This window comes from Actinoallomurus soli (genome assembly GCF_024055715.1).
GTDB classification, from domain to species: Bacteria; Actinomycetota; Actinomycetes; order Streptosporangiales; family Streptosporangiaceae; genus Actinoallomurus; species Actinoallomurus soli.
The window spans coordinates 158,680-179,122 of sequence record NZ_JAMXMV010000014.1; the positions used below are offsets into that span (position 1 = coordinate 158,680).

The 20,443-nt window shown below is 71.9% G+C and carries 20 protein-coding genes; 9 read left to right on the forward strand and 11 right to left on the reverse strand.

What is annotated here, in order from left to right:
* Window positions 1–636 (forward strand): TetR/AcrR family transcriptional regulator, encoded by a 636-nt coding sequence (locus NDW01_RS29770; RefSeq protein WP_252827538.1) that lies wholly within the window; start codon window positions 1–3, stop codon window positions 634–636.
* On the opposite strand, the gene NDW01_RS29775 is transcribed toward NDW01_RS29770, so the two are convergent.
* A complete protein-coding gene (locus NDW01_RS29775; RefSeq protein ID WP_252827539.1) occupies window positions 624–1,235 on the reverse strand; it encodes a TetR/AcrR family transcriptional regulator in 612 nt (203 codons plus the stop codon). The genes NDW01_RS29770 and NDW01_RS29775 overlap by 13 nt on opposite strands.
* 152 nt (window positions 1,236–1,387) lie before the next feature.
* Here NDW01_RS29775 and abc-f point away from each other — a divergent pair, with 152 nt between their 5' ends.
* From abc-f to NDW01_RS29795, 4 genes are all read left to right on the forward strand, one after another.
* Window positions 1,388–2,980, forward strand: a complete 1,593-nt coding sequence (abc-f, locus tag NDW01_RS29780) for a ribosomal protection-like ABC-F family protein (RefSeq protein ID WP_252827540.1) — start codon at window positions 1,388–1,390, stop codon at window positions 2,978–2,980.
* 262 nt (window positions 2,981–3,242) lie between these two features.
* Window positions 3,243–4,163: an arylamine N-acetyltransferase family protein gene (locus tag NDW01_RS29785; protein ID WP_252827541.1), complete on the forward strand. Its 921-nt coding sequence runs from the start codon at window positions 3,243–3,245 to the stop codon at window positions 4,161–4,163.
* 290 nt (window positions 4,164–4,453) lie between these two features.
* A complete protein-coding gene (locus tag NDW01_RS29790; protein WP_252827542.1) occupies window positions 4,454–4,753 on the forward strand; it encodes a winged helix-turn-helix transcriptional regulator in 300 nt (99 codons plus the stop codon).
* Between the two features lie 482 nt (window positions 4,754–5,235).
* Window positions 5,236–6,141, forward strand: a complete 906-nt coding sequence (locus tag NDW01_RS29795) for a methyltransferase domain-containing protein (protein WP_252827543.1) — start codon at window positions 5,236–5,238, stop codon at window positions 6,139–6,141.
* 77 nt (window positions 6,142–6,218) lie between these two features.
* Here the strand turns inward: NDW01_RS29795 and NDW01_RS29800 are convergent, their stop codons facing one another.
* Window positions 6,219–6,815 carry a TetR/AcrR family transcriptional regulator gene (locus NDW01_RS29800; protein WP_252827544.1) on the reverse strand — a complete coding sequence of 199 codons (597 nt, stop codon included), beginning with the start codon at window positions 6,813–6,815 and terminating at the stop codon, window positions 6,219–6,221.
* An 89-nt stretch (window positions 6,816–6,904) separates the two neighbouring features.
* Between NDW01_RS29800 and NDW01_RS29805 the strand changes: the two genes are divergently transcribed.
* The 3 genes from NDW01_RS29805 to NDW01_RS29815 are packed head-to-tail and all read left to right on the forward strand — an operon-like array spanning window position 6,905 to window position 9,365.
* Window positions 6,905–7,330 (forward strand): nuclear transport factor 2 family protein, encoded by a 426-nt coding sequence (locus NDW01_RS29805; RefSeq protein ID WP_252827545.1) that lies wholly within the window; start codon window positions 6,905–6,907, stop codon window positions 7,328–7,330.
* A complete protein-coding gene (locus NDW01_RS29810) occupies window positions 7,327–8,175 on the forward strand; it encodes an NAD(P)H-binding protein (RefSeq protein ID WP_252827550.1) in 849 nt (282 codons plus the stop codon). The genes NDW01_RS29805 and NDW01_RS29810 overlap by 4 nt, the downstream gene beginning before the upstream one ends.
* Entirely contained in the window at window positions 8,163–9,365 is a 1,203-nt protein-coding gene (locus NDW01_RS29815) for an alpha/beta hydrolase family protein (RefSeq protein ID WP_252827552.1), read from the forward strand. The genes NDW01_RS29810 and NDW01_RS29815 overlap by 13 nt, the downstream gene beginning before the upstream one ends.
* A 79-nt stretch (window positions 9,366–9,444) precedes the next feature.
* Here the strand turns inward: NDW01_RS29815 and NDW01_RS29820 are convergent, their stop codons facing one another.
* The 7 genes from NDW01_RS29820 to NDW01_RS29850 form a co-directional block, all read right to left on the reverse strand.
* The gene (locus tag NDW01_RS29820; protein WP_252827560.1) at window positions 9,445–11,328 is read right to left on the reverse strand and encodes a helix-turn-helix domain-containing protein; all 1,884 of its coding nucleotides are present in this window, start codon (window positions 11,326–11,328) and stop codon (window positions 9,445–9,447) included.
* Between the two features lie 238 nt (window positions 11,329–11,566).
* A complete protein-coding gene (locus NDW01_RS29825; RefSeq protein ID WP_406567770.1) occupies window positions 11,567–12,379 on the reverse strand; it encodes a 3-hydroxybutyrate dehydrogenase in 813 nt (270 codons plus the stop codon).
* A complete protein-coding gene (locus NDW01_RS29830) occupies window positions 12,376–13,350 on the reverse strand; it encodes a branched-chain amino acid ABC transporter permease (protein WP_252827561.1) in 975 nt (324 codons plus the stop codon). Before NDW01_RS29830 ends, NDW01_RS29825 begins: the two co-directional genes overlap by 4 nt.
* Window positions 13,347–14,210 carry a branched-chain amino acid ABC transporter permease gene (locus tag NDW01_RS29835; protein ID WP_252827567.1) on the reverse strand — a complete coding sequence of 288 codons (864 nt, stop codon included), beginning with the start codon at window positions 14,208–14,210 and terminating at the stop codon, window positions 13,347–13,349. Before NDW01_RS29835 ends, NDW01_RS29830 begins: the two co-directional genes overlap by 4 nt.
* A 57-nt stretch (window positions 14,211–14,267) precedes the next feature.
* Window positions 14,268–15,509, reverse strand: coding sequence for an ABC transporter substrate-binding protein (locus NDW01_RS29840; RefSeq protein WP_252827568.1), 1,242 nt, complete (start codon window positions 15,507–15,509; stop codon window positions 14,268–14,270).
* A gap of 34 nt (window positions 15,510–15,543) precedes the next feature.
* Complete coding sequence (locus NDW01_RS29845) at window positions 15,544–16,248, reverse strand: ABC transporter ATP-binding protein (RefSeq protein ID WP_252827576.1); 705 nt, start codon at window positions 16,246–16,248, stop codon at window positions 15,544–15,546.
* Complete coding sequence (locus NDW01_RS29850) at window positions 16,235–17,008, reverse strand: ABC transporter ATP-binding protein (RefSeq protein ID WP_252827578.1); 774 nt, start codon at window positions 17,006–17,008, stop codon at window positions 16,235–16,237. Before NDW01_RS29850 ends, NDW01_RS29845 begins: the two co-directional genes overlap by 14 nt.
* Window positions 17,009–17,315: 307 nt before the next feature.
* Between NDW01_RS29850 and NDW01_RS29855 the strand changes: the two genes are divergently transcribed.
* The gene (locus tag NDW01_RS29855) at window positions 17,316–18,686 is read left to right on the forward strand and encodes a tannase/feruloyl esterase family alpha/beta hydrolase (protein ID WP_252827586.1); all 1,371 of its coding nucleotides are present in this window, start codon (window positions 17,316–17,318) and stop codon (window positions 18,684–18,686) included.
* Window positions 18,687–18,716: 30 nt separating this feature from the next.
* Here the strand turns inward: NDW01_RS29855 and NDW01_RS29860 are convergent, their stop codons facing one another.
* Complete coding sequence (locus NDW01_RS29860) at window positions 18,717–19,064, reverse strand: STAS domain-containing protein (RefSeq protein ID WP_252827587.1); 348 nt, start codon at window positions 19,062–19,064, stop codon at window positions 18,717–18,719.
* Window positions 19,061–20,380: a PP2C family protein-serine/threonine phosphatase gene (locus NDW01_RS29865; RefSeq protein ID WP_252827589.1), complete on the reverse strand. Its 1,320-nt coding sequence runs from the start codon at window positions 20,378–20,380 to the stop codon at window positions 19,061–19,063. Before NDW01_RS29865 ends, NDW01_RS29860 begins: the two co-directional genes overlap by 4 nt.
* Between the last annotated feature and the right edge of the window lie 63 nt (window positions 20,381–20,443).

A 20,443-nucleotide genomic window follows, 5' to 3' on the forward strand; every position in this document is an offset into this window, starting at 1 on the left:
ATGGCGGAAGAGCTCGGGCTCCGGGAGCGCAAGAAGCGCGAGACGCGGCAGCGCATCGCCGACGTCGCCATGGGGCTGTTCATGCTGCGCGGCTTCGACCGCACCACGGTCGCCGACGTCGCCGAGGCCGCCGACGTGTCCGTCAACACGGTCTTCAACTACTTCAAGACGAAGGAGGACCTGTTCTTCGACCGGCAGGACTTCGCCGTCCAGGGGCTCGGCCGGGTCGTCACCTCCCGGCGTCCGGGGGAGTCGGTCGTGGAGGCGCTGCGCCGCGACTTCCACGAGGCCCTGGACGAGGGCGACTGGCGCTACGGCACCAACAGCGGCGCGGACGACTTCTCCCGCCTGGTGCTCGAGAGCCCGTCACTGCGAGCGCGGATGCGTGAGATGGCCGACCTGCGCAGGGACCACCTCGCGCAGGTCCTGGCGGAGGAGACCGACGCCGACCCCGACGACCCCACCCCGCGGTTCGTCGCCGCGCAGGTCGTCGCGCTGATCCAGGCCGTCTCGATGGAGTACCTCCGGCGCCGCCGCGCCGGCGGGAGCCACGCGGCGATCCTCCCCGCCGTGCGGACCGCCGTCGACCAGGCCTTCGACCTGCTGAGGTCCGGCATCGGAGACTATCCCCGGTAGCCGAAGGCGCCCGCGCGGGCGGCCGCCAGGGCGGCGCCCGCGGCCCGGTCGGCGACTCCCGCGTCGACCGGCTCCCGGCTGACGAACAGCCGGTAGTAGACCGGCGCCACCGCCGCCCGTACGACCTCGGCCGGGTCGGTGTCGGCCGGCAGCTCGCCGCGGGCGACGGCGCGGGTCACGATCCGGGCGGCCTGGTCGTGCCGGGAGGCGAAGAAGCCATGGAGCGCGGCCGCGGCGGCGGGATCCTGCAGGGCGGCGGCGACGAACGCGGTCGACACCGGCCCCTCGTCCGGATCGGTGAACCCGGTCACCACCAGGCGGGTGAGGGCCCGTAGATCCTCCTCCACGGAGCCGGTGTCGGGGATCGGCCAGGGCTCCTCGGCCGCCATCTCCAGCGCGTCGGCGATCAGGCCTTCGACCCCGCCCCAGCGCCGGTAGACGGTGGTCTTGTGCACCCCGGAGCGGGCGGCGACGCCCTCGACGGTCAGCGCGGCGTATCCCTTCTCGGCGAGCTCGCTCAGGGTGGCCGCCCGGACGGCGGCCCGGACGCGGGCGCTGCGGCCGCCGGGACGCAGCCCGTGCCCCTCGGTGCTCGTCATCGAATAATCCCTTGCCTTCGGAGGTGCCGACCTGTCATCATCTTAACGCAACCGAAGTTGCGATAAGCTTGGTCAGTGAAGGAGAGCAGTCGCCATGGGCCTGACCCCGAGCACCGCGATGTCCCGTCCACGCCGTGTATCGGAGGTCCTCCTTGTCCACTCAGCTCACCCTGCGGGGCGTCGCCAAGTCCTACGGTGACCACCTCGTCCTCGACGACGTCTCGTTCTCCGTACGGCCCGGGGAGCGTGCCGGGCTCGTCGGGGAGAACGGCTCCGGCAAGTCGACGCTGCTGCGACTGATCGCCGGCGTCGAGCCACCGGACGACGGCGACGTGACCGTCATGGCCGACGGCGGCGTCGGGCACCTCGGGCAGACGAGGAACGTGCCGCCCGGCGACACCGTCCGGCAGGCCATCGACGCGGCCCTGGCCGACCTGCGCGCGATGGAGCGCCGGATGTGCGAGCTCGAGGCCGACCTCACCGAGGACCGGTTCGCCGAGTACGCCGCGCTGCGGGCCGCGTACGAGGCGCGGGGCGGCTACGAGGCCGACGCCCGCGTCGACAAGGCGATTCACGGGCTCGGCCTCGCCCACCTGGAGCGGGACCGCGCGCTCGGCACGCTGTCCGGCGGTGAGGAGGCCCGGCTGGCGCTGGCCTGTGTCCTGGCGGCGTCCCCCGAGATCCTGCTGCTCGACGAGCCCACCAACCATCTCGACGAGCCGGCGATGACCTGGCTGGAGGACCGGCTCCGCACCCACCACGGCACCGTCGTCGTGGTCTCCCACGACCGGCTCTTCCTCGACCGGGTCGCCACCGTGATCTACGAGGTCGAGGACGGGTCCGTGGGCCGGTTCGGCGGCGGATACTCCGGCTTCCTCGCCGCCAAGGCGGCGGCCCGCGTCCGCTGGGAGCAGGCGTACGCGACCTGGTGCGAGGAGGTCGAACGCGTCGAGAGACATGCGGCGACCACCGCCCGCCGGGTCGCGCCCGGCCGGCCCATGAAGGACCGCAACAAACCCGCCTACGACCGGGACGCCGGGCGGGTCCAGAGCTCGGTCGCCAGCCGGGTGCGCCAGGCGCAGGAACGGCTCCGGCAGCTGCGGGCGCATCCGGTGCCCAGGCCGCCCGAGCCGTTGCGCTTCGACGGGCTGTTCGGCGGGGGAGAGGGGGAGGGGGCGCTCGCCGAAGTGCGCGAGGCCACGGTCGGCGACCGACTGTGCGCGGTCTCCCTCACCGTGACGGCCGGTGATCACCTGCTGATCCACGGCCCGAACGGCGCGGGCAAGTCCACCCTGCTGCGGCTCCTCGCCGGCGAGGAGCCCGACTCCGGGAGCGTGCTCCGGCGCGGCCGGGTGGGGTACCTGCCACAGGAGGTCGACTTCCCCGACCCGCGCCGGTCCGCGCTGGCCGTGTTCGCCGACGGTCGGCCCGGCCACCCGGACGAGCATCGCCTGCGGCTGCTGTCGTACGGACTGTTCCACCCCGACGCCCTGGACACGCCGGTCGGCGGGCTGTCGGTGGGGCAGCGGCGGCGGCTGGCCCTGGCCCGGCTGCTGGCGGCGGAGCACGACCTGCTGCTGCTCGACGAGCCGACCAACCACCTGTCGCTCGTCCTGGTCGAGGAACTGGAGACGGCGCTCGCCGACTACCGGGGCGCGCTGGTCGTCGTCTCCCACGACCGGACACTGCGGAGCCGCTTCCCCGGCGTGCGGCTGGAGATGCGCGACGGGCGTCTCGCCGGGTGACCGCCGGCGGGCCCTCGACGTGCCCGATGGTCGGGGCCGGTGGCCGGGGAGTGTTCAGACTCCGGCGTCGGGCACGTCCTGGCGCTCCGCGGCCACCGTGCGCAGCTCCTCATCGTGATGCCGTACGGATGGAGGGAACGGTACGCGAGACGCTGAGCACGGCGAGCGGCACTCGCCCTGTCGCCGGGCCGCGCCATCACGGCCCTAACTTACTTTGTAAAGGCGGGGGCCATGAAGTTATGATCCACGACGGAGGTGCGACATGAGCCGTCTCGGCGTATCCGCGTATCTCCGAAGGCTCGGCCTCACCGACCCCGGCCCGCCGAGTGTCACCGCCCTGCGCGTCCTGCACGCCGCCCAGGTCGAGCGTGTCGCCTATGAGGCACTCGACGTGCAACTCGGCCGGCTCACCTCGATCGACCCGTACGAGTCCGCGGCGCGGATCACGGCGGGCCGCGGCGGTTACTGCTACCACCTGAACGGTGCGTTCGCCCTCCTGCTCGGCGCGCTGGGCTACGAGGTGACATGGCACCGGGCGGGGGTGCAGGGTCGGCGGGCCGCGACGCCGCCGGGTCCGGCACTGGCCAACCACCTGGCGCTGACCGTACGCGGTTTGGCGGCGGAGGACTGCCCCTCGGGCGTCTGGCTCGTGGACGCCGGTCTGGGCGATGGACTGCACGAGCCGCTGCCCCTGAGCGAGGGTGAACACGTCCAGGGGCCGTTCCGCTTTCGTCTGCGGCGTTCAGCGGCCGCACCCGGAGGGTGGCGGCTCGACCACGATCCCCGTGGCGCCTTCACCGGCGTGGATTTCGGCATGGGGCCCGCCGTGGTGGGGGAGTTCCTCGACCGGCATCGGCACCTGTCCACGTCGCCGGAGTCGGGGTACGTGCGGACCTGCACGGTCATGCGCCGGGACGCCGGCGGCGCCGATGTGCTCACCGGGTGCGTGCTGCGACGCATCGGCAGCGGTCCGGACCGGAAGGAGGTCCTGGAGTCCAAGAGCGCGTGGTACGCCGTTCTCGCCGACCTGTTCGGGCTGACGCTCACCGATCTCGACGACGCCGACCGAGAGGTCCTGTGGGCACGTGTCCGCGGGGCCCACGAGGCCTGGTCCGCCGACCGCGGCGGATCCATGCTTCAGGTGGGCGAGGTCTCCGGGCCTCGGCCGGATGCCGGAGACTAGTTGCCCGGATCCTGGTTTCGGCCGCCCTGATGGCTCTGCGCGGCCCGGCGTCGAGCCGAGTGAGAGTCAGCCGACGACGGTGTGGACCGGCCCGGTGGCCACACGGACGTGCGTCGTCAAGGGCGGAGAACCAGCTTCCCCCGTACGGCGAGCGAGCAGGTCCTCATGCGGGTCCCGGGCCTGTGCCAGGTCGCATGCGGTGACGCGGGCGAGCAAGGAGTGGGGCCCTGGGAATCAGAGCTCCGCGGCCGGGCGCGCCGGTACGCGGGTCTGGGTCGGGCCGTCCGGTCATGGCCGCGCTCGATCTGCTCGGACGGCGCTGGACGATGCGCATCCTGTGGGAACTGAGCCAGGCACCGGCAGAGACACCGACGGGCTTCCGCGAACTGCGGCGCCGCTGCGAGCGCATGTCCTCCAGCGTGCTCAGCACCCGCCTCGCCGAGCCGGCCGACGCCCGCCTGCTCACCCCGCCCGGCGACGGCTACCACCTCACATCGCCCGGCCGGGACCTCGGCGAGGCGCTGAGTCCGCTGGACACCTGGAGCCGACGCTGGGCAAGGGAAATGGACACCGCCACAACCCAGGGGTGATGCGTTCGCGGCGCGGCTGGTGCGACCACGCGTCGAAGCCGAGTGGCGGGGCTCACCCCAGGGGAGGCGGCTCGATGACCGCGCCGAGCCGCTCACTGCCTGCCGGGATCGGCGATCCTCGCCGGCCGCCGAGCCGATGCTCTACCCCCACGCCCTCAGACGCCATGTGACGCAGGGGCTGCCACCGGAATACGGCAGAAACGGACCGCGGCCTGTCGCTCGCCGTGGTGCTCGTGGTGAATCGCCACCGCCTTCACGGGCGCGGGGCGCCGGGACGGCGGCTCGCCTCCGTGCCACGCCGGGTGTGCGCCCGGCACTGGTTGCCTTCGGGGAGGCCGGCTGTGGGGGCCGAATACATGCACCCCTTCCGGCGCGTCACGGTGCAGAACCGTGCTGTGAGACGTGCGGGGTCCGCCGGCCGTGTGAGATGTCCCGCTCCCATCGTCGTGGCGTTGGCGGTCTGAGGAGGTGACCATGTACTGATGACCTCCTCGCCCCGCCCGCCGCACGTCGGTGGCCGACCGGACCCGACAGGCAGGACTAACGCGCTCGGTGGAGAGCCCGCTCCCGCCCGCGGATACCTGCTGGACAACGCGCGCGCCGAGGCGGGCGAGCGATTCGTTTGGCTGGCCGAGCTGTTCGACGGTGTGACGCGGGCGCACTTCGATCGACTGGGGGTCGGGGCGGGCTCGCGCTGCTGGGAGGTGGGGGCCGGTGGCCGCAGTATCCCGGAGGCGCTCGCGGCGGCCGTCGGTCCGACCGGGTACGTGCTGGCCACGGACATCGACCCGTCGTGGCTGAAGGCAGGTGGCGGGTATGAGGTGCGCCGGCACGACGTCGCCGCTGATCCGCCCCCGGAGCCGGGGACGTTCGATCTGGTGCACGCCCGGCTCGTGCTGGTCCATGTACCCGACCGGGCTCAGGCGTTGGCCACGATGGCGGCGGCGCTGCGGCCCGGCGGCTGGCTGCTGGTCGAGGACGCCGATACCGCTCTGCAGCCACTGGCATGCCTGGACGACAGCGAATCGGCGCGGCGGGCCAATCGGCTGCGCGATGCGGTCCGGGAGCTGCTGACGCGCCGCGGCGCGGACCTGCGCTACGGCCGGACACTGCCGCGGGCACTGCGTGAGGCCGGCCTGGCAGATGTCGCCGCGGCGGGCTCTTTCCCAGTCGGCGGGCCGGCCTGCGACCGGCTGGAGGCGGCGACCATCCGGCACGTGCGCGGCGAGCTGCTCGCGGCCGGCCTTACCGACGACGCCGAGATCGATGCGCACTTGGCCGCCATCCACGCGGGCGAACTCGACCTGACACTCGCGCCGCTGATCTCGGCCTGGGGACGTCGTCCAGCCGAGCGCTCGTCGGCACTCAGTAGCAATCTTACTATGTAAAGGCCGTCGATAGTTGCAAAACTCAAAAATCATGAACAACCAACAAGTTCATCAGTATGAGGACCCGGCCTCGGCGGTCAGCCCTTCTGTGACGAGCGAGGGTCCAGGACTCTGGTGATGAAGCTCGCCAGTTGCGCCCGCATTCTTTCGCGCGGCACGCATGCTTGACCGGCCAGGTGCTCGACGAGGTCGGCTCGGGTGGCGGCGAGCAGGGCATGGGCGGTGAAGTCGCTGTCGGTCAGACCGGGAATCTGCTCCAGCATGGCTTGGAGCAGGCTGTGCCATCGCTCGTAATGCTCTGCCTGGTAAGGGCTGGCGCTCCCCGTTTCCTCCAGGGCCAGTGCGAGGCGGCGATTGTCGAGTTTGAAGCACAGGAAGGCGTCGAGCAGGGCGGGTATGCGCTGAAGCGGCGGGGTGGGGGGCCCCAGCGGTGGCGGGCCCGTTTCGACGGCGTCCATGATCGGTTCGAGCCGTGCCTCGTACAGGGCGCGGATCAGCCCGGTGCGGTCACCGAAGGCGCGGAAGAGCGTTCCTTTCCCGACGCCGGCCGCTGCCGCGACGTCGGCCATGGTGACGTCCTCGGGGCTCTCGCAGCGAGCGAAGAGGGTGTCGGCTGCCGCCAAGACGGCCATCCGGTTACGGACGGCGTCCTTGCGAGGTTTGCGCTCGGGCACGCGGATTCCTCCAGTTGCGATCCGGACCCTGGGTCCGTATCGTGAGTTTCCGGACCCAGGGTCCGGATTTTACGAGATGGAGGATACCCATGTCCGCACACACCTCTCCAGCGGATCTGTACCGCCACAGCCTGCGGCTGCTGCTGGACAAGGACATTCCCGGCTGGGTCGGCCTGTGGGCCGAGGACGGAATCATGGAGTTCCCCTTCGCCCCCCAGGGCTGGCCCGAGCGGCTGGAGGGCAAGGAGGCCATCGCCGCCTACATGCGCGACTACCCCGACCACATCGACCTGCACGACTTTCCCGACCTGCGGATCCACCAGACCACCGACCCGGAGACCATCGTGGTCGAGATGCGCGGTGTCGGCCGCCTGGTGGAGACCGGGGCGCCTTACGACATGACCTACATCGCCGTCGTGACCGTTCAGGACGGACGCATCACGTCCTACCGCGACTACTGGAACCCCCTCGCCGTCCTGCAGCCCGGCGCCGACTTCACCGAGAGCACCCGATGAGCACGACCGGGACCACTTTGGTCATCGGCGCCACCGGCAACACCGGCGGCCGCACCGCCGCGCGGCTTGTAGCCGCCGGCCACCGGGTCAAGGCGGCCAGCCGTCACGCCGCCCCCGTCCCCGGCGCGGAGCCGGTCCGCTTCGACTGGTACGACCCCGCCACCCACGGCGCTGCCCTCGACGGAGTCGACCGCGTCTACCTCATACCGCCCCTGGGCGAGTCCGACCCGGCGGCGGTCATGCTGCCCTTCCTCCAGCGGGCCCGCACCGCGGGCGTACACCGCGCGGTGCTCCTCAGTTCCTCGGCCATACCCGAGGACGGCCCGGCGGTGGGGGCGGTGCACCGGGCCCTTCCCGGCCTGTTCGAGCAGTGGGCGGTGCTGCGGCCCTCCTGGTTCATGCAGAACTTCACCGGCACGCACATCCACGCCCTCAGCATCCGTGAAGACGGCACCATCTGGACCGCCACGGGCGACGGCCGTGTCGGCTTCGTCGATGCCGAGGACATCGCGGCTGTCGCCGTCCATGCCCTGACCGGCGAAGACGCCCCCAACACCGACCTCGTCCTCACCGGACCAGAGGCGCTGAGGTACGACGACATCGCCGCGATCATCACCGAGGTCACCGGTCGGCCCGTGGTCCACCGCCATCTGTCCTACGAGCAGATGCGCGATCGCTTCGCGGCGCTTATGCCGCCGGAGTTCGCCGCGATCTTGGCCGGCATGGACCGTGCCATCGCCGCGGGCTCCGAAGACCGCACCACCGACACCGTCCAGCGCGTCACCGGTCGGCCCCCGCGCGCCTTCCGTGCCCTCCTTGAGAAGGAGATGCCGTGGAGCAGCTGATGTTCCCAGGTGATCAGCAGTTCTGGTTCGAGACCCTGCGCAATCTCGGCCTGGCGGTCTACGGCGGCTCGGACGTCGGTGAAGTCATCGCCACCGCCGCCCGCGTCACCTCTGGCGACTATGACGGCTGGCACGAGGCCTGGCTGTCCACCGCCGAGCGCCTGGAGACCGAGGCCCGCGCAAGCCACCCCATCAGCGCACGCGACGGACTCCTGCGCGCCTCCACCTACTACCGGGCGGCCGAGTTCTTCCTGCACGGCGACCCCGGCGACCCGCGCATCGACCACGCCTATAAGCGTGGCGTCGCCTGCTTCCGCGACGCCATCGCCCACTTTCCCGGCATCACCCCCGTGGAGATCCCGTATGAGGACACCGTGCTGCACGGCTACTTCTACCGGGCGGCGGGCGAGGGCCCGAAGCCGACACTGGTGATGCACAACGGATTCGACGGCGCCGCCGAGGAGTTGCACTTCTTCGGCGCTGCCGGCGGACAGGAACGCGGCTACCACGTCCTGACCTTCGACGGCCCCGGGCAGCCTGCGGCCATCCACCGGGACGGGCTGACCTTCCGGCCGGACTGGGAGAACGTGGTCGGTCCCGTCCTGGACTTCCTCGCCCAGGACACGGGCGTCGATCCAGCCCGCATCGCGCTGCTCGGCGTCAGTCTCGGCGGCTACCTCGCGCCCCGCGCGGCGGCCTATGAGCGGCGCCTGGCAGCCGTCGTCGCCGTCGACGGTGTCTTCGACGCCGTCTCCGCTCTGACCGCGCACCTCCCGCTGCCGCACGACGAGGTGGTCCAGCGCGCGGCAGCGGCGCACGACGAGGAACTGGACCGGATGATCGCCGACGCCCGTGAGCAGAGCCCGACCCTGCGCTGGGCCTGCGACCACGGGCGCTACGTCACGGGGACCTCGACCGACCGGAGATTCCTGGCCGAGTACGCCCGCTACAACTTGGGCGACGGAAGCGCGGAAAAGATCACCTGCCCCGTGCTGGTGTGCGAGGCGACCGCCGACCTGTTCTACTCCGCCACCGAGGAATCCGACCCGCGCAGGCTGTACCGGCACCTCACAGCGCCGAAGAAACTCCTGAGCTTCACCGAGGAGGAAGGCGGCGACGCCCACTGCCACCCTGGCGCCCTTCGCCTGGCGGTGGCGCGCATCTTCGACTGGCTCGACGACACGATCTGATCCGTTCGACCTCACGCGGATCGCTCGGCTACCGTCCCGCGCATCGGAACGCGGCCGGTCGAAGATCAGTGCGGTCTTCTCACCGGCCGGTGGTGGCGGTGAGACGGTGGAGCCGGAGCGCGAGCTGGATCTCCAGCGTGCGCTCCGGGTCCTGCCAGTGCTCGCCGAGGAGCTTGCCGACCCGGTCGAGGCGCTGGGTGACCGTGTTGACGTGGACGTGCAGGCGCTGGGCGGCTCGCGCCAGGCTGCCGCCGACCTCGAAGTAGGCCTCCAGGGTCCGTACGAGCTTGGTCTTGCGGCGTTCGTCGTAGTCCAGGACGGGGCCGAGCGTGGCGGTGAGGAAGCCGGTGACGTCCCTGCCGTCTCCGAGGAGGAGGCCGACGAAGCCGAGTTCGCGGGTATCGGCGCCCTGTCCGGCGCGGCCCAGTGCGAGGAGCGCGTCGGCGCAGCGTCCCGCCTCCTGGTGTGCCGCCGTGACCTTGGTGGCGGAGTCGACCGGGCCGGCGGCCCCGGCGGTCGCGGTGGTGCCGAGTGCCGCGCCGCAGTCTTTGGCGGCGCGGCGGGCGACCGCGCCGGGGTCGAGGCCAGGGAGGAGCAGGACGATCTCGTCGCCGCGGGTGGCGAAGAGCCCGCCGGCGGCGGAGGCGTAGGAGGCGGCCCAGAAGGCGGCGCGGGGCCGGTCCGTGTCGTGCCGGACGACGGCGAGGACGTAGGGGGCTCCGAGGTCGAAGCCGATCAGGCGGGCGCGGGCCCGTAGTGCGTCGAGGTCGGTGACGCGGCCGCTGAGCAGGTCGTCGAGCAGTTCGCCGCGGACCCGGCCTTCGGCCTCGGCGACGCTGCGGCGGAACAGCAGGAGCAGTGCGGTGACGAGTGCGCCGCGTTCGAGGATGCGCTGGTCGCTGCCGGACAGTTCGCCGGCGCCGGGAGTGCGCAGGATGAGGGTGCCGAGCACTTCGGCGCCGGCGGCGATCGAGGCGATCCAGAGCCGTCCGCGTTGTACGGCGCGTCCGAGGGAGCGGGAGGCGCGGGCGGCTTCGATGACGGTGGTGGCGTCGGGTTCGCCGAGGTCGCCGACGGCGGCGAGGGGGCGGCCTTCGGGGTCCAGGACGAGGAGGGCGCCGCCGAGGACGTCGATGATGACTTCGGCGACGTCCTGGACGCCGCCGCCGCGTACGGCGAGGGTGGTCATGCGGTCGTGGGCGTGGGCGGCGCGTTCGACGGCGGCGCTGCGTGCCTTGATGAGTTCGTTGGCCGCGCTGAGTTCTTCGAGGGCGGCGCGGGTCTCGTCGAGGAGGCGGGCGTTGTCGATGGCGATGGCGGCGTGGGCGGCGAGGGAGCCGAGGAGGGCGATCTCTTCGGGGACGAAGGGGCGGGCGCTGCGGTTGGCGGCGAACAGGACGCCGATGACGCGGGGGCCCAGGCGCATCGGGACGCCGAGGATCGCGACCAGGTCTTCTTCCTGGACGGCGGCGTCGATGTAGGCCTGATGGTCGAAGCGTGCGTCGGCGAAGTAGTCGGGGGTGCTGTAGGGGGTGCCGGTCTGGGCGACGAGGCCGGCCAGGCCGGCGCCGAAGGGGATGCGGAGGGCGCGGAAGGCCGCGGAGACCGATCCGTCGGTCACGCGCATGCAGGTGTCGCCGCGGTCGTCGTCGCTGAGGGTCATGTAGGAGATGTCGGCGCCGAGGAGGCGGCGGGCGCGGCGGACGATCGCCTCCAGGACGGCGTCGAGGCGGCGCAGGCCGGCGAGGTCGCTGGCGGTGTCGAAGAGGGCTGCGAGTTCGGCTTCGCGGCGGGCGCGGTGTTCGAGGAGGGAGCGGACGCGGAGGGCGGCGGCCTTGGTCGTCTCCAGTTCCGCGAGCACGCGTGGGTCCGCGCCGGCGACGCGTGCCTCGAGGAGGGGTGCGTCGAACTCGGCGGCGGAGGCCTCGCGGGCGAGCAGGTCGAAGAAGACGTCGCACTTCATCTGGTTCGCGATGCGGAACTCCGGCCTTCAGGCCGGAGAGGAAGCGCCGCTCCCTCCATTCTGTTACGGTGTGTGAGTCTGCGATAGCCAAGCGGATTCGCGGCCGGGCGGGCCGTGACAGTGCGGGGAGCCCTCCAGCCGTTGGGCGGGGCTGTGAACCGCGAACCACTGGCTTCTCCTTCGTGAGAGGTCGGAATCTCCCGCTTTCAGGCGGGAGAGGACGTCAAGGCGGTCATTGTCAGTGGGCGGTCCAGGCGCCGTCGATGGTGACGGATGAGCCGGTGATCATGGCTGCGCTCGGTGAGCACAGGTAGGCGACGAGGTCGGCGACCTCGTCGGGTTCGATGAGGCGGCGGATCGCGGCTCTGGCGAGCATGATCTGGTCGATGACCTGGTCGGGGTGGAGGTCGTGGGCGGCGGCCTGGTCGGCGATCTGGGCCTCGACGAGGGCGGTGCGGACGTAGGCGGGGCTGACGCAGTTGGCGGTGACGCCGTGCGGGGCGGCCTCCAATGCGATCACCTTGGTGAGGCCTTCGAGGGCGTGTTTGGCGGTGACGTAGGCGGCCTTGTAGGGGGAGGCGCGGTGGCCGTGGACGGAGGAGATGTTCACGACGCGGCCCCAGCCGCGCGCGTACATGCCGGGCAGGGTGCGGCGGGCGAGCCGGAACGGCGCCTCGACCATGATCCGCTGGATGCGGGTGAAGGTCTCCGGGGGGAATTCGGTGATCGGGGCGACGTGCTGGAGGCCGGCGTTGTTGATGAGGATGTCGACGTCGTCGCAGTCGATGCGTTCGACCGCGTCGGGGTCGGACAGGTCGACGGCGAGGGCGTGGCCGCCGAGTTCGTCGGCGGCGGCCTCTGCGGCGTCGGCGCGCAGGTCGACGATGACGACGTCGGCGCCGGCGGCGGCGAGTCGCCGGGCGCAGGCGAGGCCGATGCCTCCGGCGGCGCCGGTGACCAGGGCGCGGTGCCCGGTCAGGTCGCGGTGGCCGGTCAGGTCGGTGCCGGTGGCCGGGGCGGGTCCGGTGCGGGTGGTGGCGGCCACGGTCATGCTCCTTCGGACGCGGGTCGTCGTGGCGTGCGGTGCGGTGCGGGGGTGGGGAGGAGGTCGTGGACGGTGCCCCAGAGGCCGCGGCGGAACACCAGGACGATGATCACGAAGATGGTGCCGGTGACGAGTCCGATCTCCTGGAACCCGGCGGTGGCGAGGTAGTCGTTGAGCTCGACGATGAGCGCGGCGCCGAGCGTTCCGCCCCAGAGGGTGCCGATGCCGCCGAGGACGACCATCATGACGACCTGGCCGGAGGTGGTCCAGTAGACGTCGTCGAGTGAGGCGAATCCGTGGCCGATGGCGAACAGGCCGCCGGCGAGTCCGGACAGTCCCGCGGACAGGACGAACGCGAGGAGTTTGTAGCGGGCGACGGGGTAGCCGAGGGCCTGGGCGCGTGCGGGGTTGTCGCGGACCGCGGTGAGAACCCGGCCGAAGGGGGAGCGGGTGATGCGCCAGGCGGCGAAGAGTCCGGCGAGGACGAGCGGCAGGCCGGCGTAGTAGAAGAAGAACGGGTCGGACAGGTCGAGGCCGAAGAAGTGCCGGGGGATGCCCTGCAGGCCGTTCTCGCCGCCGGTGAGGCCGCGCCACTGGTTGACGGCGAAGTAGACGACCTGGGCGAAGGCGAGGGTGACCATCGCGAAGTAGATGCCGCGCAGGCGGGCCGACAGGTATCCGATGGGGACCGCGAGGAGCGCGGCGGTGGCGGCGCCGCCGAGTACGGCGACGGGGAACGGCAGTCCGGCGTGCAGCGCGATGAGGCCGGTGACGTAGGCCGAACCGCCCCAGAACGCCGCGTGCCCGAAGGGCAGCAGTCCGGTGTGGCCGAGGAGCAGGTCGACGGCCGCGGCGAAGAGTGCCCAGCAGGCGATGTCGAGGGCGACGGGCGGGTAGATCGCCCAGGGCAGGGCGAGGGCGATGAGAAGCCCGGTGATGAGGGGGATGGGCCGGGCGGTGAGGCGGGACAGGATCACAGGGCGGCCTCCTCGCGGCCGAACAGTCCGGCCGGTCGCCAGAGCAGGACGGCGGCCATGACGACGAAGACGAGGGTCTGGGAGAGGGCGGGCACGTAGAGGTCGCCGAGGGCGGTGATCAGTCCGATCGCGAAGCCGGCGGTGACCGAGCCGAAGATGGATCCGAGGCCGCCGATGACGACGACGGCGAACACGGTGATGATCAGGTCGGCGCCCATGAGGGGGTTGACGGCGCGCATGGGGGCGGCGAGTACTCCGGCGAGTCCGGCGAGGGCGACGCCGAATCCGAAGACGGGCGCGACCCAGCGGCCGACGTCGATGCCGAGGGCGCGGGTGAGCTCGGGTCGTTCGGTGGCGGCGCGGACGATCGTTCCGACGCGGGTGCGGGTGAGGATGAGCCAGGTCGCCGCGCAGGTCAGCAGGGACACGGCGAGGACGAAGACCTGGTAGGCGGGGTAGTCGAACAGGCCGAGGTCGAGGGAGCCGGACAGCGCGGACGGGCGGGGGTAGGGCTGGGACTGCACGCCGTACCGGTGTTTGACGGCGTCCTGGAGGATCAGGGCGAGCCCGAAGGTGAACAGGAAGCCGTACAGGGGGTCCAGGCGGGTGAGGCGGCGGACGAACACGCGCTCGACGAGCATTCCGGCGGCGCCGAGGAGGAGGGGGACGGTGACGAGGGCGACCCAGAAGTTCAGGCCGAGGGAGTCCAGCAGGACGTACGCGCCGAAGGCGCCGAGCATGTAGAACGAGCCGTGGGCGAAGTTGACGACGCGGAGCATGCCGAAGATGACGGACAGGCCGAGGGCGAGCAGGGCGTAGAACGCGCCGCCCACCAGGCCGTTGAATGCCTGTTGCAACACGTTGACCTCCAGTGGGGTCCCGTGGCCCGCCGAGGGCGGGCCGGGGAGGTGGCCGGGTCAGTGGAGCCGGCAGGCGGGGGACGGCGGCTGGAAGGCCTGGGCGGCGGGGACGGTGGAGAGGATCTTCTCGTAGTCCCAGGGTTCGGTGACGTCCTTGGCGGGCTTGACCTGGGCCAGTGACACGTCGTGGGTCAGGAGGTGGTCGGCGGCGCGGATGGTGCCGTCGTGGGTGAAGACGTCGTTGATCTTGGCGCCTTCGAGCTGCTTGACGACGGTGTCGGATTTGTCGGTGCCGGCGCGTTGCACGGCTTCGAGGTACTGCAGGGCGGCGGAGTAGTTCGCGGCGTTGGCGAAGGTGGGGCGTTTGCCGGCGGCGGCCTGGAACCGGTCGGCCCACGCGCGGTTGGCGGCGTCGGCGTTCCAGTACCAGGGGTCGGTGAACTTCGTGCCGGCCAGGGCGTCGGAGCCGAGGGAGTGGATGTCGGTGAGGAACATCAGGCCGACGGCCAGGCCGATGCCTTTGTCGCGCAGCCGGTACTCGTTGTACTGCTTGACGAGGTTGACGAGGTCACCGCCGGCCTGCATGGCGCCCAGGACCTGCGGTCTGGGGGTGAGTGAGGGCGCCTTGAGCAGGAAGGAGGAGAAGTTGTCGTTGGGGAACGGCGCCGGGTCGCTCTTGACGACGGTGCCGCCCGCGCCGCGTACGGCCTGGGTGAAGCTCTTGTTCATGTCCTGGCCGAAGGCGTAGTCGGGGTAGACGATGTACCAGTTCTTCGCGCCGTCGTGGGTGACGGTGCCGCCGGTGCCGTTGGCGAGGGTGTAGCTGTTGAAGCCGTAGTGGAAGGTGTAGGCGTTGCACTGCGCGCCTTCGAGTTCGGTGGTGGCGGCCGAGATGTCGAAGAACAGCTTCTTGCGGGCCTTGGCGACGTTGGCGACGGCGAGCGCGGCGGAGGAGGTCGGCACGTCGAGGATGACGTCGGCCTGGCGCCGGTCGTAGAGTTCCTGCGCCTTGCTGTTTGCGATGTCGGGTTTGTTCTGGTGGTCGGCGGTGATGACGTCGATCTTCTTGGCGACGGCCTTGTCGCCGTACTTGGCCTTGTAGTCGTCGACGGCGAGCCGTACGGCCTTGACGCTGCCCTGCCCGGACAGCTCGGAGTAGACGCCGGACTGGTCGTTGAGCACGGCCAGCACGATCTTGCCCCCGCTGATCTTCCCCCCGCCCCCGCCGGGTCCGCCCGCGCATCCGGCGAGCGTGATCGCTCCGATCGTCACCGCGGTCGCGGCGCGTAGAGCCTTCATCGGTTCCTCCTCCTCGGTGGTGGTCCGGGGTCTGTCAGATCCCGAGGTGTTCCAGCAGTTCGTGTTCGCGGGCGCGGACCTCGTCGTTGCCCAGGGAGCGGACGATCCGGCCTTCGGCCAGCAGGTGGTGCCGGTCGGCGACGGTGGCGGCGAAGTGGATGTTCTGTTCGACGAGCAGGACGGTGACGCCCTGGTCCTTGACGTCGCGGAGGATCGCGCCGATCTGCTGGACGATCAGCGGGGACAGTCCTTCGGTCGGTTCGTCGCACAGCAGCAGCCGCGCGCCCATGCGCAGGACCCGGGCCAGGGCGAGCATCTGCTGTTCGCCGCCGGACAGCTTCGTGCCGGGGGAGCGGCGGCGTTCGCGCAGCCGGGGGAACGTCTCATAGATCTGGCCGAGGGGCCAGGGGCGGGGGCCGACGGCGGGTGGGAGCGTGAGGTTCTCCTCGACGGTGAGCGTGGCGTAGATCCCGCGGTCGTCGGGGACGTAGCCGAGACCGCAGCGGGTCCGCCGGTGGGCGGGCAGGCGGGTCAGGGCGGTGCCGAGGAACTCGATCGTGCCGGTGGCGCGGGCGCCGCCGGTGGCGTGCAGGCCCATGACGCAGCGCAGCAGTGTGGTCTTGCCGGCGCCGTTGCGGCCGACGAGGGTCACGATCTCGCCTTCGGCGATCTCCAGCGACACGTCGTTCAGCACGCGGGCCTCGCCGTACCAGGCCGACAGGTCCTCAATGCGCAGCATGGGCGTCTCCCAGGTAGGCGCTGATGACGCGGGGGTCGCGGCGGACCTCGGCGTAGGGGCCTTCGACGAGGACCTGTCCGGCCTGCAGGACCGTGACCCGGTCGGCGAGGGCGGCGACGACGCTCATGTTGTGCTCGACCATGACGACGGTGCGTCCGGCGCGGATCCGCTGGATCAGTTCGATGGTGCGGGTGAGGTCTTCGGTGCCCATGCCGGCGGTGGGCTCGTCCAGCAGCAGGACCCGCGGGTCGAGGGCGAGGGCGAGCGCGAGTTCCAGTGCGCGTTTGCGCCCGTAGGCGAGGGCGCCGGCCGGTTCGTCGGCGTGCGCGGCGAGGCCGACCTGGTCGAGCAGGTCCAGGGCGCGGCCGGTGAAGCGCCGCAGGGCCCGGTCCGACCGCCAGAACCGCCAGCCGAGTGTCGTGCCGGCCTGCAACGCCAGTTCCAGGTGCTCGCGGGGCGTCATCTGCGGGAACAGGCTGGTGGTCTGGAAGGACCGTGCGACGCCGTGCCGGGCGACCTGTTCGGGGCTCTTGCCGGTCAGGTCGCGCCCGCCGACGTGGATGCGGCCGGCGGTCGGCCGGTGGAAGCCGGTGAGCAGGTGGAACAGCGTCGTCTTGCCGGCGCCATTGGGGCCGACGAGCGCGTGCACCGCGCCGTCGGCGACGTCGAGGTCCACGCCGTCGACCGCGCGGAAGCCCCGGAAGTCCTTGACCAGGCTCCGCGCGGTGAGCACGGGAGGCGGGGTGGCGGGAGCGCCCATTCGCCCTCCTTGGCACTGTGTCGTACGGAACGGTGTCGTGCCGGTCACCGGCTGGTCGACGGCCGGTGAACGGTGCAGGTGCCGCCGAACACTAGGCAGCCCACGGGGCCGGATCCATGTGTGCGGGCCCCACATTCGCCCGGGTTCCGGTGGTCCGCGGCCACAGGAGGCGCCGGTGCGCGGGGGGTATGGGGGCGGCCGCCATGGGGCGGCGGGGGATTGTGGGGCCACGAGCCGTCGACCCCAGGGGGCCGGGGGTCTCACGATGGCGGGCACGGTGTTCCCCGACCCAGGAAGCGAGGCGTGCATGCGACCGACGCGTCAGCTCCTCGCCGTGACCGCCGCCGCGGTGATCGCCGCGGTCGCCGTGACGGCCGTGCCCCATCCCCGGTCCGCCCGTGCGGCCGCGTGTCCCGTGGTGAGCGTTCCGGGCGCGGAGCGGCAGGTCTCCGCGTGCCTGGCCGATCTGACGACGGCCGGTACGGTGGCCACCGGCCACACCGTGCCGGCCGACTGGGCCGGTCTGCAGCCCGCCGGCGCGCGCAACCCCAGCGGCGTGCCGGGCCTGCAGATCGACGGCTATTTCCCCGACACCTCGACGACGAACACGAACAACGGCTGGGACCACGACTCCCAGTTCGTCCTCCGGCTGCCGGAGCACTGGACCGGCGGGCTGGTCGTCGCGGGTTCGCCGGGCAACCGGCGGCAGTACGCGAACGACTTCGCCATCTCCGACTGGGTGCTGGCGCGCGGCTACGCGTACGCGGCGACCGACAAGGGCAACACCGGCGCGCAGTTCTATCGCGACGGGACGCGGCCCGGTGACGCCATGGCCGAGTGGAACCGGCGGCTGACACAGCTGACGTTCGCCGCGAAGGCGGCCGTGGCGCGCAGGTACGGCCGGCCTCCGGCGCGGACGTTCGCGGCGGGGATCTCCAACGGCGGCTACCTGGTGCGCTGGCAGTTGGAGAACCGGCCCGGCCTGTACGACGGCGGCCTGGACTGGGAGGGGACGCTGTGGCGGGCCGAGGGCCCGAACCTGCTCACGTCGCTGCCGACGGCGATGCGGGAGTACCCGCGGTACGCCGCGACCGGTGACCCGGCCGCGCACGCGGCACTGCTGGGCGCGGGGTTCGCGGCCGGCTCGGAGCCGCTGTGGGACTTCCACGAGAAGGTGTACTGGGACCTGACCCAGCGGATCTACCGGCAGGAGTTCGATCCGGCGTTCAGCGCGCCGGTCGAGGCGGGCACGCCGTACTGCGCCTCCGGCACGCCCGGTTGTGACGCCGACTACGACTACGCGCGTCGGCATCGTTCGGTGCACGAGGCCGTGCGGCGTGTCGCCCTGAGCGGGCGGATCGGGCGGCCGCTCATCACGCTGCAGGGCACGCTGGACACGCTGTTGCCGATCTCCCAGGACTCCGACGTGTACGACCGGCTGGTCCGCGCCCGCGGGCGCGGCGGGCTGCACCGGTATTACCGGATCGCGGGCGGCAACCACGTCGATTCGCTGTACGACGCGTTCCCGGATCTGCTGCGCCCGATCCTGCCGTGTTTCCATGCCGCGTTCGCGGCCCTGGAGGACTGGACCGGGCGCGGCACGCCGCCGCCTCCCGGCGGGACGGTCCCTCGCCCTACCGGCGGTGACCTGGCCAACACCTGCTCGCTCCGCAGGTGAGGGGGTGCCGGTCAGGTGAGGGGGTGCCGGTCAAAGGGCGGCGATCGCCTCGTCGACCGTGGGGTAGGAGGCGAAGACGTCGTGGAGCCCGACGATGCCGAAGACGCGGTTCAGGTCGGGGTTGAGGCCGACCAGCGCGAGGGGCGCCTTGCTCGCCTGGGCGCGGTGGTACGCGGTGACCAGCACGGTGATGCCGGTGGAGTCGCAGTAGGTCAGGTCGGTCAGGTCGATGATGATGCCTTCGGCGGTGAAGGCCGTCTCCTGGAGGGCCTGCCGCAGGTGGGCGGCGGTGTAGTAGTCGAGCTCGCCTTCGACCGCGATCACGGCCGGGCCGGCGGGGTGGGCGTGGGTGGTGGCGGTCAGGACGCGGTCGGTCACCGGTTCTCCTGTACGGGGACGGTGGTGTCACGGGTGGGCACGGACAGGGCCAGCAGGGCGGTGTCGTCGGTGACGCCCCTACCCAGATCCTCGAGAAGCTTGCGGACCGCCGCGAGGACGTCGTCGGCGCCCTGGGGGGCGACGGCGGTCAGGTAGGCGGTCAGTCCGTCCTCGCCGAGCATGGCGCGAATCCGGGTGCGGGCCTCGGTGAGGCCGTCGGTGTAGAGCAGGAGGGCGTCGCCGGGCGCAAGGCGGGTGCGCGTGGAGGCGAAGCGCGGGGCGGGCAGGATGCCGATGAGCTGCCCGCCGGGTGTGGGCGCCGTCTCGACGGTGCCGTCGGCGCGCACGATGACGGCCGGCGGGTGCCCGCCGCTGGCGAGGGTGACGGTGAACCCGCCGTCCTCCGCGGGTTCGAGCACGCCGAAGACGACCGTGCAGAAGCGCGGCTCGCCGCCCTGGTACTCCCCTTTGAGGACGGCGTCGAGGTTGGCCAGGACGGCGCGGGGGTCGGGGTCGTAGATCGCGGCCGCGCGCAGCGTGTAGCGGGTCAGCGAGGTCAGCGCGGCGGCCTCGGCGCCCTTGCCGCACACGTCGCCGAGGAAGAACGCCCAGCGGCCGTCGTCGAGGGGGAACAGGTCGTAGAAGTCACCGCCGATCTGGTCCGCGGAGGCGGTGTGGTAGGCCGCGGCGGAGTCCAGGCCGGGCACCGTGGGCAGGGCCGGTGGCAGCAGCGTGCGTTGCAGGGTGCGGGCGAGGGACTCGGCGCGGGAGCGCAGTTCGCGTTCGGCGGCGACCGTGCGGTAAGCGCCGAGCCGTACCTCCAGCTGGTCCATGACCAGGGAGGCCAGGTCGGTCAGGGCCGTCAGCTGCTCGTCGGTGGCGTCGCGGGGCCGGGTGTCGGCGACGTTGACCGTGCCGAGCCGGTGCCCGTCCGCGGTGGTGATGGGCGCGGCGGCGAAGAAGCGGACGCCGGGGTCGCCGTGGACGAACGGGTTGCCCGACGTGCGCGGATCGGTGAGCGCGTCGCGCACGAGGTAGGAGGTGTCCTGCAGGACGGCGGCGGCGCACAGGCCCGGGCCGGGGGTGACCTCGGTGAGACCGGCGGACACGCCTCGGGCGGCTTTCAACCACAGCCGGTCGCCGTCGGCGAACGCCACCGTGGCGATCGGCGCGTCGAAGATGCGGGCGGCCAGGGCGGTGATGCGGTCGAAGGCGCCGTCGTGGACGTCCAGGGTCCGGTAGCGGTCCACCGCGGCCGTGCGCCGCCGCTCGCCGGCGCCGCGCGGCGCCGTGGCGGTGGCGTGTGCGGTGTCCATCGACGTCGTTCTCCAACCTGCGTGAATGATCCCCGGGCGAAGAGGTACAGATGTAACGGCTCG